Source organism: Cellulomonas triticagri, assembly GCF_003696205.1.
In the GTDB taxonomy this organism is placed as follows: domain Bacteria; phylum Actinomycetota; class Actinomycetes; order Actinomycetales; family Cellulomonadaceae; genus Cellulomonas; species Cellulomonas triticagri.
Map to the genome: position 1 here is coordinate 1 of NZ_RFFI01000040.1, position 11,995 is coordinate 11,995.

Annotated in this window: 11 protein-coding genes; 10 read left to right on the forward strand and 1 reads right to left on the reverse strand. The window is 74.4% G+C overall.

Annotated elements, in window-relative coordinates; translation table 11 throughout:
• From infB to truB, 3 genes are all read left to right on the forward strand, one after another.
• On the forward strand, window positions 1-2,216 hold a 2,216-nt coding region (gene infB / locus EBM89_RS08845), incomplete at its 5' end, for a translation initiation factor IF-2 (protein WP_122149079.1).
• 108 nt (window positions 2,217-2,324) lie between these two features.
• A complete protein-coding gene (gene rbfA, locus EBM89_RS08850; RefSeq protein ID WP_122149080.1) occupies window positions 2,325-2,768 on the forward strand; it encodes a 30S ribosome-binding factor RbfA in 444 nt (147 codons plus the stop codon).
• A gap of 152 nt (window positions 2,769-2,920) precedes the next feature.
• Complete coding sequence (gene truB, locus EBM89_RS08855) at window positions 2,921-3,874, forward strand: tRNA pseudouridine(55) synthase TruB (protein WP_122149081.1); 954 nt, start codon at window positions 2,921-2,923, stop codon at window positions 3,872-3,874.
• Window positions 3,875-3,881: 7 nt separating this feature from the next.
• On the opposite strand, the gene EBM89_RS08860 is transcribed toward truB, so the two are convergent.
• Window positions 3,882-4,334: a DUF1905 domain-containing protein gene (locus EBM89_RS08860; RefSeq protein ID WP_122149082.1), complete on the reverse strand. Its 453-nt coding sequence runs from the start codon at window positions 4,332-4,334 to the stop codon at window positions 3,882-3,884.
• A gap of 174 nt (window positions 4,335-4,508) precedes the next feature.
• Between EBM89_RS08860 and EBM89_RS08865 the strand changes: the two genes are divergently transcribed.
• From EBM89_RS08865 to EBM89_RS08895, 7 genes are all read left to right on the forward strand, one after another.
• On the forward strand, window positions 4,509-5,495 hold the full coding sequence (locus EBM89_RS08865; protein WP_122149083.1) for a bifunctional riboflavin kinase/FAD synthetase: 987 nt from the start codon (window positions 4,509-4,511) through the stop codon (window positions 5,493-5,495).
• 117 nt (window positions 5,496-5,612) lie between these two features.
• Complete coding sequence (gene rpsO, locus EBM89_RS08870; RefSeq protein WP_122149084.1) at window positions 5,613-5,882, forward strand: 30S ribosomal protein S15; 270 nt, start codon at window positions 5,613-5,615, stop codon at window positions 5,880-5,882.
• Between the two features lie 252 nt (window positions 5,883-6,134).
• Window positions 6,135-8,366 (forward strand): polyribonucleotide nucleotidyltransferase, encoded by a 2,232-nt coding sequence (locus EBM89_RS08875; protein WP_122149085.1) that lies wholly within the window; start codon window positions 6,135-6,137, stop codon window positions 8,364-8,366.
• Between the two features lies 1 nt (window position 8,367).
• Complete coding sequence (locus EBM89_RS08880; RefSeq protein WP_122149086.1) at window positions 8,368-9,696, forward strand: M16 family metallopeptidase; 1,329 nt, start codon at window positions 8,368-8,370, stop codon at window positions 9,694-9,696.
• 143 nt (window positions 9,697-9,839) lie between these two features.
• Window positions 9,840-10,682: an AraC family transcriptional regulator gene (locus EBM89_RS08885; protein WP_122149087.1), complete on the forward strand. Its 843-nt coding sequence runs from the start codon at window positions 9,840-9,842 to the stop codon at window positions 10,680-10,682.
• A gap of 10 nt (window positions 10,683-10,692) precedes the next feature.
• A complete protein-coding gene (gene dapB, locus EBM89_RS08890; protein ID WP_255414342.1) occupies window positions 10,693-11,490 on the forward strand; it encodes a 4-hydroxy-tetrahydrodipicolinate reductase in 798 nt (265 codons plus the stop codon).
• A 4-nt stretch (window positions 11,491-11,494) separates the two neighbouring features.
• Window positions 11,495-11,992: a hypothetical protein gene (locus EBM89_RS08895; RefSeq protein WP_122149088.1), complete on the forward strand. Its 498-nt coding sequence runs from the start codon at window positions 11,495-11,497 to the stop codon at window positions 11,990-11,992.
• Window positions 11,993-11,995: the final 3 nt, after the last annotated feature.

The window sequence follows — 11,995 nt, forward strand, 5'->3', positions numbered from 1 at the left end:
CCGCGCAGGCCGGTGCGGGTGCCGGCGACCGTCCCGGCGGTCCCCGTCCCGCGGCCCCGCGCCCCGGTGGCCCCCGCCCGAACCCGGGCATGATGCCGGGCCGCTCCACGAGCGGCGTCGGTCGCCCCGGTGACCGTCCGGCCCGTCCGGGTGGCGGCGGCGGTCGTCCCGGTGGCGGCGGTGGCTACGGCGGCGGCGGTGCCGGTCGTCCCGGTGGCGGCGGCTTCGCCGGTCGTCCCGGTGGTGGCGGTCGTCCCGGCGGCCCCGGTGGCCGTGGTTCGACCCAGGGTGCCTTCGGCCGTGCCGGTGGTCGCCCCGTCCGCGGACGGAAGTCGAAGCGGGCGAAGCGCCAGGAGTTCGAGCAGATGCAGGCGCCGTCGCTCGGCGGCGTGCAGGTCCCGCGCGGCAACGGCAAGACCGTCGTCCGCCTGCGGCACGGCTCCTCGCTGAACGACTTCGCGGACAAGATCGACGCGAACCCCGCCTCGCTGGTCACGGTGCTGTTCCACCTCGGTGAGATGGCGACCGCGACGCAGTCGCTGGACGAGGACACGTTCGGCACGCTGGCCGCCGAGCTCGGCTACGTCGTCGAGATGGTCTCGGCCGAGGAGGAGGACCGCGAGCTGCTCGGGGCCTTCGACATCGACCTGGACGCCGAGCTCGAGGGCGAGGGCGACGAGGACCTGTTCCCGCGCCCGCCGGTCGTCACCGTCATGGGTCACGTCGACCACGGAAAGACCAAGCTCCTCGATGCCATCCGGTCCACGGACGTCGTCGCGGGCGAGGCCGGTGGCATCACCCAGCACATCGGTGCCTACCAGGTCCGTGCCGAGCACGAGGGCCAGGACCGGGCCATCACGTTCATCGACACCCCGGGTCACGAGGCGTTCACCGCCATGCGTGCCCGTGGTGCGCAGGTGACGGACATCGCGATCCTCGTGGTCGCGGCGGACGACGGCGTGATGCCCCAGACCATCGAGGCGCTCAACCACGCCCAGGCGGCCGGTGTGCCGATCGTGGTCGCGGTGAACAAGGTGGACAAGGAGGGGGCCAACCCCGCCAAGATCCGCCAGCAGCTCACCGAGTACAACCTGGTGGCCGAGGAGTACGGCGGCGACACCATGTTCGTCGACGTGTCCGCGAAGCAGCGCATGGGTATCGACCAGCTGCTCGAGGCCGTCCTGCTGACGGCTGACGCCTCGCTCGACCTGCGGGCCAACCCCGACAAGGACGCGCGCGGTGTCGCCATCGAGGCGAACCTCGACAAGGGCCGCGGCGCCGTCGCGACCGTCCTGGTCCAGTCCGGCACGCTGCACGTCGGCGACGCGATCGTCGCGGGTACCGCCCACGGCCGCGTCCGCGCGATGTTCGACGAGCACGGCGAGAACGTCACCGAGGCGGGCCCGGCCCGTCCGGTGCTGGTCCTCGGTCTGGCGTCCGTCCCGAGCGCCGGCGACACCTTCCTGGTGGCGCCCGACGAGCGGACCGCCCGCCAGATCGCCGAGAAGCGCGAGGCCGCCGAGCGTGCCGCCCTCCTGGCCAAGCGCCGCAAGCGCATCAGCCTCGAGGACTTCACGCAGGCGCTCCAGCAGGGCAAGGTCGAGACCCTCAACCTGGTCCTCAAGGGTGACGTCTCGGGTGCCGTCGAGGCCCTCGAGGACGCGCTGCTCAAGATCGACGTGGGCGACGAGGTCGACCTGCGCGTCATCCACCGCGGTGTCGGTGCGATCACGCAGAACGACGTCAACCTCGCGACGGTCGACAACGCGATCATCATCGGCTTCAACGTCAAGTACGCGGAGCGGGTGGAGGACCTCGCCGAGCGCGAGGGCGTGGACGTCCGGTTCTACTCGGTCATCTACTCCGCGATCGACGACGTCGAGGCGGCCCTCAAGGGCATGCTCAAGCCGGAGTACGAGGAGGTGCAGCTCGGTACCGCCGAGGTGCGCGAGGTGTTCCGCTCCTCCAAGTTCGGCAACATCGCCGGGTCGATCGTCCGGTCCGGGGACATCCGCCGCAACACCAAGGCGCGGGTCCTGCGGAACGGCAACGTCATCGGGGACAACCTCACCATCGAGTCGCTCAAGCGGTTCAAGGACGACGCCACCGAGGTCCGCGAGGGCTTCGAGTGCGGTATCGGCCTGGGGTCGTACAACGACATCACCGAGGGCGACATCATCGAGACCTGGGAGATGCGCGAGAAGCCGCGTTCCTGATCAGGTCCTGACCCGCGGGTTCGTCCCCGGCGCCACGTGCGCCGGGGGCGGGCCCGCAGGCGTTTCTTCCGCCCGCCGAGTGCGCGGGCGCACCGAAGGGAGCACCCCATGGTCGACCACCCGCGGGCCCGCAAGCTGGCGGACCGCATCCAGCAGATCGTCGCGCAGATGCTCGACACCCGGGTCAAGGACCCGCGCCTGGGCTTCGTCACCGTGACGGACGTCCGGGTGACCGGCGACCTCCAGCACGCGAGCGTGTTCTACACGGTGCTCGGCGACGAGGAGTCGCGCGAGGGCACCGCCAAGGCGCTGGAGAGCGCCAAGGGCCTGATCCGCTCCGAGGTCGGTAAGCAGACCGGCGTGCGGCTGACCCCGACGCTGGAGTTCCACCTGGACGCGGTGCCGGAGACGGCCGCGCACCTGGACGCCGCCCTGCTCGAGGCCGCGCGCCGCGACAAGGAGGTGTCCGCCCTGGCCGCCTCCGCGCAGTACGCCGGCGAGGCGGACCCGTACAAGAAGCCCGACGAGGACGAGGCGGACGACCCCCGCTGACCCCACCCGCACCGTGACCACGACGGTGCACGAGACACGTCGCGGGCGCCCACGCTGAGGGCACTCTCGACGTGTCTCGTGCACCCTGGGCAGTGCGGGGTCGCGCGCCGGGCCGGGGGGACGTACCCGCGGCCGTTAGCCTGTCGGGCGTGATGAATGCGCAGCGTCCCGACCGGCCCCGGCGTCCCACCGCCCCGGACGGGCTGCTGGTGGTCGACAAGCCGCAGGGCTGGACCAGCCACGACGTCGTCGCGAAGGCCCGTGGCCTGGCGGGGACCCGCAAGGTCGGCCACGCGGGCACCCTCGACCCGATGGCCACCGGCGTGCTGGTCCTCGGCGTGGGGCGGGCGACCCGGCTGCTGACGTACGTCGTCGGCGCGGACAAGGAGTACACCGCGACGATCCGGCTGGGCGTCGCGACGACCACGGACGACGCCGAGGGCGAGGTCCTGTCCCGCACCGCCGCGGACGCCGTGGCGCGCGACGCCCTGGACGCCGGCGTGGCCGCGCTGACCGGGGCCATCCAGCAGGTGCCGAGCGCGGTGAGCGCGATCAAGGTCGACGGCCAGCGCGCGTACGCCCGCGTGCGGGCGGGCGAGGACGTCGAGCTCGCCGCGCGGCCGGTGACCGTGAGCCGGTTCGCGGTGCACGAGGTGCGGCCCGTCCCGGACGCCGACGGCACGGGCGTCCCGGCGCTGGACGTGGACGTGACCGTCGTGTGCTCGTCGGGGACGTACATCCGCGCGCTGGCGCGGGACCTCGGCCGGGGGCTCGGGGTCGGGGGGCACCTGACGGCCCTGCGGCGCACCCGGGTCGGCGGCTACCCGCTGGGGGTCGCGCGCGACCTGACGGCGCTGGACGCCTGGCCCGCGGACGTGCCGCTCGACACCCTCCCGCTGGCCGACGCGGCGCGCGCGACGTTCCCGGTGCGCGACCTCACCGCGGAGGAGACCCGCGCGCTGTCGTTCGGGCAGCGGGTGCCCGCGAGCGGCGCGGGTGCGGGCGTGACGGTCGCGGCGATCTCGCCGGACGGCGAGCTGGTGGCGCTGCTGGAGGACCACGGGCCGCACGCGCGCCCGGCGCTGGTCTTCGCGCCGGCGACCTGACCCCCGGCTACCGCGACGGCGCGAGGGCGGCGACGACCGCCGCGACGCGCCGGGCCCGGGTGGCGTCGGTCTTCGCGCCCTCGACCGCCAGGACGTGCGCGTTCTGCTTGGAGTACGACAGCCGTGCCCACGCGGCGCTGACGTCGGGTCCGCCCGCGGCGAGCGCCGCCGCGAGGTCGGCGGGGACGTCCGCGGTGCGGGGCTCGTCGTCGACGACGAGCTCGACGTCCACCTGCTCGCCTGCCTCGATCCCCGCGGCGGCCCGGTGGGCGGCGGACACGCCGACCCAGTACCCGCCCTGGTACGACGCGACGGAGCCGCGGTAGGTGTGCCCGCCGTTGAGGGTCACGACCACGGGCACCCGCTTGCCCCGCTCGAACGCGAGGACCACGTCCTCGGGCACCTCGATGCCGGTGGTGGTCCCGCCGGTGGCGACGAGCTCGGTGCGCAGCACGACCATGGGTGACCTCCGGTGCGTCGTCGCGGGTGCGCTGCGAGCGTAGCGCCGCGGGGGCCGTCCGGTGCGGGGGCACCCCGGAGGTCGTGGCAGGCTTGTCCCCGCGCCGAGGGAGTCCTCGGCGCGGGCCGTCGGCACGCAGGGTGCCGGGCGGCGCCCACGTGGACGGGAGCGGGTGTGCATCGCTGGACGGACCTGTCCGAGGTCCCCGGGGACTTCGGGCCGTCGGTGGTGACGATCGGCAACTTCGACGGGGTGCACCGCGGGCACACCGGTGTGCTGAGCCGGATGGTCGCCGACGCGCGCGCCGCGGGGGCGCGGTCGGTCGCGGTGACGTTCACGCCGCACCCGCAGCAGGTGCACCGCCCGGACGAGGCCCCGCCGCTGCTCACGGGCGACGCGGACCGCCTGGAGCTGCTGGCGCAGACCGGCCTGGACGCGGTGCTGCTGCTGACGTACACGCTGGAGTTCGCCCAGCAGACCGCCGAGGAGTTCGTCCGCACCTACCTGGTCGAGGGGCTGCGCGCCCGCACGGTCGTGGTGGGGCGGGACGTGCGGTTCGGCCGGGGCAACGCGGGCGACCTGGCGACGATGACGGCGCTGGGGGAGCGGTACGGCTTCTCGGTCGAGGTGATCGAGGACGTCGCGGCGGCGCCGGGCGACGGCGTCGCGGACGCGCTCGACCGGCGCTGGTCGTCCACGTGGGTGCGCGAGGCGCTGGCCGCGGGCGACGTCCGCCAGGCCGCCCGCGTGCTGGGGCGCCCGCACCGGGTGCGCGGCACGGTGGTGCACGGGGACAAGCGCGGGCGCGACCTCGGCTTCCCGACGGCGAACCTCGCGCAGGACGCGACCGGCATGGTCCCGGCGGACGGGGTCTACGCGGGGTGGCTGCGCCGTCCCGGGCAGCCGGCGGGGTCCCCGGACGCGGTGCTGCCCGCGGCGGTGTCCATCGGCACGAACCCGACGTTCGAGGGTGCCCAGCGCCGGGTGGAGGCGTACGTGCTGGACCGCACGGATCTCGACCTGTACGGCGAGGAGGTCGTGCTCGAGCTCGTGGAGCTGCTGCGGCCGACCCTGCGGTTCGACTCGGTGGACGCGCTGGTCGAGCAGATGCACCGCGACGTCGACGGCGTGCGCGCCGTGCTCCGCCCCGCCGCCGGCTGAGGCCAGCTGACGTCCGCTGCTGGTAGGATCGAACAGCCGTCAGAACGGCCGCGGAACGAGAGCGCCCGGGTGGACCTGCCCCGGAGCACCGCGCAACGAGATACCACCAGGAGAGTCGTGCCCCTCGACAGCGCCACCAAGAAGTCCATCATGGCCGAGTACGCCACCCACGAGGGTGACACCGGCTCGCCGGAGGTCCAGATCGCCCTGCTCACGCAGCGCATCAACGACCTCAACGAGCACCTCAAGACCCACAAGCACGACCACCACAGCCGTCGTGGCCTGCTGCTGCTGGTCGGCCAGCGCCGTCGCCTGCAGGGCTACCTGCAGAAGGTCGACATCGAGCGCTACCGCAGCCTGATCCAGCGCCTCGGCCTGCGTCGTTGACCGCGTGACCGGCCCGGACCCCGCTCGGGGTCCGGGCTGGTCCTGCGTCGGGGCCCGGCGGGAGCCGCGCCCCCGGTGCGAGTCGCACCGCCTGCACCACCCGTAGTACCCGCATCACCACCGAGATAGACGGTTGCCGGTCGACGCGTCCGGTCCTCGGTAGTGGCACCCGGACCGCCCCGCGCGCTCCGGGTACCTCGATCGAAGACCGCCGTGACCGGTCCGGCGCCTTCGACACAAAGGAGGGCACCCGTGGAGGGTCCCGAGATCCAGTTCGCCGAGGCCGTGATCGACAACGGTCGCTTCGGCACCCGCACCGTCCGCTTCGAGACCGGCCGCCTGGCCAAGCAGGCCGCCGGTTCGGCGATGGCCTACCTCGACGGCGAGACCGCCCTGCTGTCCGCCACGACGGCGGGCAAGCACCCCAAGGACCAGTTCGACTTCTTCCCGCTGACGGTGGACGTCGAGGAGCGGCAGTACGCCGCCGGCAAGATCCCCGGCTCGTTCTTCCGTCGCGAGGGCCGTCCCTCGACCGAGGCGATCCTGGCCTGCCGCCTGATCGACCGCCCGCTGCGCCCCCTGTTCGTCAAGGGCCTGCGCAACGAGGTCCAGGTCGTCGTCACCGTCCTGGCGATCCACCCGGACGACGCGTACGACGTGCTCGCGATCAACGCCGCGTCGATCTCCACCCAGATCTCCGGCCTGCCGTTCTCCGGCCCGGTCGGCGCGGTCCGCATCGCGCTGATCGACGGCCAGTGGGTCGCGTTCCCGCGCTACACCGAGCGTGAGCGCGCGACGTTCGAGATCGTCGTCGCCGGCCGCGTCGTCGAGGGCGGCGACGTCGCCATCGCGATGATCGAGGCCGAGGCGCCGGAGAAGTCCTGGAACCTCATCAAGGACGAGGGCGGCGTCGCGCCGACCGAGACCGTGGTGGCCGAGGGCCTCGAGGCGTCCAAGCCGTTCATCAAGGCCCTGGTCGAGGCGCAGCAGGCGCTCGCCGCCCAGGCCGCCAAGGAGACCCGCGACTTCCCGACGTTCCCGGACTACCAGCCGGACGCGTACGAGGCCGTCGCCGGTGCCGCCGAGGGCAAGATCCTCGAGGCCATGCAGATCGCCGACAAGCAGACCCGCGAGGGCCGCCTGGACGAGATCAAGGCCGAGGTGCTCGACGCCCTCGCCGCCTCCTTCGAGGGTCGCGAGAAGGAGCTGTCCGCCGCGGTCCGCTCCGTGACCAAGAAGGTCATCCGCCAGCGCATCCTCACGGACGGCTTCCGCATCGACGGCCGTGGCCTGCGGGACATCCGCACGCTGTCGGCCGAGGTCGAGGTGCTGCCCCGCGTGCACGGCTCGGCGCTGTTCGAGCGCGGCGAGACCCAGATCATGGGTGTCACCACGCTGAACATGCTCCGCATGGAGCAGCAGCTCGACACGCTGTCGCCCGAGACGCGCAAGCGCTACATGCACAACTACAACTTCCCGCCCTACTCGACCGGTGAGACCGGCCGCGTGGGCTCGCCGAAGCGCCGCGAGATCGGCCACGGCGCGCTGGCCGAGCGGGCGCTCATGCCGGTGCTGCCGAGCCGCGAGGAGTTCCCCTACGCGATCCGCCAGGTGTCCGAGGCGCTGGGCTCCAACGGCTCGACGTCGATGGGCTCCGTCTGCGCCTCGACCCTGTCGCTGCTGAACGCGGGTGTGCCGCTGCGCGCCCCCGTCGCCGGCATCGCCATGGGCCTGGTCTCGGACACCGTGGACGGCGTCACCAAGTACGCGGCGCTGACCGACATCCTGGGTGCCGAGGACGCGTTCGGCGACATGGACTTCAAGGTCGCCGGTACCCGTGAGTTCGTCACGGCCATCCAGCTCGACACCAAGCTCGACGGCATCCCGGCCTCCGTGCTGGCCGACGCGCTGACCCAGGCGAAGGAGGCTCGCCTGGCGATCCTCGACGTCCTGAACGAGGCCATCGACGTCCCCGACGAGATGTCCCCGAACGCCCCGCGCGTCATCACCGTCAAGGTCCCCACCGACAAGATCGGCGAGGTCATCGGCCCGAAGGGCAAGATGATCAACCAGATCCAGGAGGAGACCGGCGCGGACATCTCGATCGAGGACGACGGCACCGTCTACATCGGTGCGACCGACGGCCCCTCGGCCGAGGCGGCGCGGGCCGCGATCAACGCGATCGCGAACCCGCACATGCCCGAGGTCGGCGAGCGCTTCGTCGGCACCGTCGTCAAGACGACCACCTTCGGTGCGTTCGTGTCGCTCTCCCCGGGCAAGGACGGCCTGCTGCACATCTCGCAGATCCGTCGCCTGGTCGGCGGCAAGCGCGTCGAGAACGTCGAGGACGTCCTCGGCGTGGGCCAGAAGGTCCAGGTCGAGATCGGCGAGATCGACCCGCGCGGCAAGCTGTCGCTGCACGCGGTCGTGGCCGAGGACGAGGCCGCGGACAAGCCCGCGTCCGACGAGCCGGCCGACGCCTGACGTGCCGCTGGACCTCCCTCTCGTCGCACCCGGCACGCCGGGCAGCGACGTGACCGCCGGGCAGGCGGGTGACGGATCCGTCCGTCGCTCCGTCCTGCCCGGCGGGGTCCGCCTGCTCACCGAGCACGTCCCCGGGGTGCGGTCCGCGTCCGTGGGGGCGTGGGTCGGCGTCGGCTCGCGCGACGAGTCCGACGGGCACCACGGGTCGACGCACTTCCTCGAGCACCTGCTGTTCAAGGGGACCGCGCGGCGCACGGCGATGGACATCGCCGAGGCGTTCGACGAGGTCGGTGGCGAGGCCAACGCCGCCACGGGCAAGGAGCACACCTGCTACTACGCCCGGGTGCTGGACGAGGACCTGCCGATGGCGGTCGACGTCATCAGCGACATGGTGACCTCGGCGCGGCTGGACGCCGACGAGCTCGAGACCGAGCGCGGCGTCATCCTCGAAGAGCTCGCCATGAACGACGACGACCCGAGCGACGTCGTGCACGAGCGGTTCGCCACGGTCGTCCTGGGCGAGCACCCGCTGGGCCGCCCGATCGGCGGCACGCCGGAGACCATCCGGGCCGTGCCGCGCGACGCCGTGTGGGCGCACTACCGCGAGCACTACCGCCCGGGCACGCTGGTCGTGACCGCGGCGGGCAACGTCGACCACGACGCGCTGGCCGCGCAGGTCGTGCGCGCACTGGGCGACGGCGGCTGGGCGCTGGACGGCGCGGAGGTCCCGGCCGCGCGCCGCGGGCCCGGCGACGTCGTCCCGGTCACCGCGCGGGCGTCGCAGACCACGGTCCGCCGCTCCACCGAGCAGGGCAACGTCATCGTCGGGTCCACGGGCCTGACGGCGACCGACCCCCGCCGGTTCACGCTGTCCGTGCTGAACGCGGTGCTCGGCGGCGGCATGTCGTCGCGCCTGTTCCAGGAGATCCGCGAGAAGCGGGGCCTGGCGTACTCGACGTACTCGTTCGCGTCCGGCCACGCCGACACCGGGGTGTTCGGCCTGTACGCGGGCTGCGCCCCGGCGAAGATCGACGAGGTCACCGACCTCATGGTCCTCGAGCTGGAGCGGCTCGCGGACGGCGGCATCACCGACGCCGAGCTGCGCCGGTCCGTCGGGCAGCTGTCCGGCGGGCTCGTGCTCGGCCTGGAGGACTCCGGCTCGCGGATGAGCCGGCTCGGCAAGTCCGAGCTGGTGCACGGCGAGCTGCTGTCCACCCAGGAGTCGCTGGACCGCGTCCGCGCGGTCACGGCGGCCGAGGTCGCCGACCTGGCCGCCGACCTCGCGTCCCGGCCGCGCTCGGTGGTCCGCGTCGGGCCCTTCGGGGACTGACGCCCGCCGCGCCACGCGCAGCACCGCAGCACCCGCCAGGAGCCGGGGTCCGCACGGACCCCGGCTCCTGCCGTCCGCCCGGGCGGCCACGTCGGGCCGGAGGTCCCGTTCCGCCACGCGTCTTGCGGGGTGATGATGGGCGCATGGCCGCCCTGACGTCCGCCCGCACCTCCGTCGCGATCCCGCCGCGCTCGCCGGGCCTGGTCGAGGCGCTGTGGGTCGCGCGCAGCCCGCACGGCGCCCCGCCGCGGGTGGCGCTGCCGGACGGCCGCCCGGCGGCCGTGGTGCGGCTCGCGGGGCACGTGCGGTGGGTCGACCCGTTCAGCCGCGAGGAGGAGCGGATCGGCAGCGTCCTGCGCGGGCCCCGGTCGACGCCGCAGGTGGTGCTCGCGGACGGCGACGCGCCGGTGTGGGAGATCGGCGTGCGCCTGGCGCCGTGGGCCCTGTCCGCCCTGCACCCGGCGGACGCGCTGGTCGACGCGCACCGCCCGCTGGGTGACGCGCTGGGTCTCGACGCGGACGCCTGGACGGCGCTGGAGCGGCGGCTGCGGGCCGCCGGCGACGACGCCGCCGCGGCAGTGCGGGCCCTGGAGGACGTCCTGGAGGCGGCGGTGCGGCGGCCCGTCCCCGCGCACGAGCGTGCCGACCTGGACCGGGTGGTGGCGGTGGCGGACGCCGAGCGGGGACTGGTGCGCCCGCTCGACCTGGCGCGGGCGGTCGACCGGTCGCTGGCGTCGTTGCACGCCCTCTTCGCCGCGCACCTCGGCATGACGCCCGGCGCCTTCCTGTCGGCGGTGCGGCTGTCCTGCGCCGTGCGCGAGCTCGGGGTGGACGACCGGGGCGACGCCGCCGGGGTGGTGCGGGTGCTGCGGTCGTACGCCGACGCGGGCTACGCGCCGCGCGAGGTCGAGCGGTTCACGGGCATGTCCGCGCTGGACCTGCGGCGGTCCCTGCGCGGCATGGAGGAGCTGCTGGCGACCGCATAGGGTGGCGGCCGTGACCTCCTCCCCGCCCCGCACGCCGCCCGTCGACGAGCCCGCCCGCGACACGGTCCCGGTGGCCGTCCTCGGTGCCGCCGGGCGGATGGGGCGCGCCGTCGTCGCCGCCGTCGAGGCCGCGCCGGACCTGGAGCTGGTCGCGGCGCTGGAGCACGGCGACGACGTCGGCGCCGTCGCCGCGACGGGCGCGCAGGTCGCCGTGGACTTCACCGTCCCGGACGTCACCGAGGCGAACGTGCGGTCGCTCGTCGCGCAGGGCGTGCACGTGGTCGTCGGCACGACGGGCTGGACGCCGGAGTCGCTGGGGCGCGTCGAGGTCGACCTCGCCGCGCAGCCGGGCGTCGGGGTGCTCGTCGCCCCGAACTTCGCGCTGGGCGCGGTGCTGGCGATGGCGTTCGCGGCCCGCGCCGCGCGGTGGTTCGAGTCCGTCGAGGTGGTCGAGCTGCACCACCCCGACAAGGTCGACGCCCCCTCGGGCACGGCCCGGCACACCGCGCAGGCCGTCGCCCGCGCCCGCCGGGAGGCCGGGCTCGGCCCGGTGCCGGACGCCACGACGACCGCCCTGGACGGGGCGCGCGGCGCGGACGTGGACGGCGTCCGGGTGCACGCCGTGCGGCTGCGCGGCCTGGTCGCGCACGAGGAGATCCTGCTCGGCAACGCCGGGGAGCAGCTGACCATCCGGCACGACTCGTTCGACCGGGTGTCGTTCATGCCGGGTGTGCTGCACGCCGTCCGGCAGGTGGGGGAGCGGCCCGGCCTGACCGTCGGGCTCGAGCACTACCTGGACCTGGGCTGAGCGCATGAGCACCGACCCGACCACCCCCGGCGCCCCGACCGCCCGGCGGCGCGTGCCCACCGGCCTGGTGGCCGCGCTCGCCCTCACGGCGCTGCTCGGCCTGTACGTGTGGCTGATCGCCACCCGCGCCGTGACGTTCCTGCGCACCGGCGAGCCCGTCGGCATCGCCATCGGCGTCGCGGTCGCCGTGATCCCGCTGCTGGTGCTCGGCCTGGTCGCCCGGGAGTGGGCGCTGGCCGTGGACGTGCAGAAGATGGCCGACACCCTCGCCGCGCGGGGCGAGCTGCCCGTGGACGACCTGCCGCGCAGCCCCGGCGGCCGCATCGACCGGGCCGTGGCGCACGAGCAGTTCGACGCGGCCCGCGCCGAGGCCGAGGCCGCCGCGCCGGACGACTGGGCGGCCTGGTACCGGCTGGCGTTCGCGTACGACGCGGCGGGCGACCGCCGGGCCGCGCGCGGGGCGCTGCGCACGGCGTCCCGGATCCACCGGGGTCGCGCGTAGGGC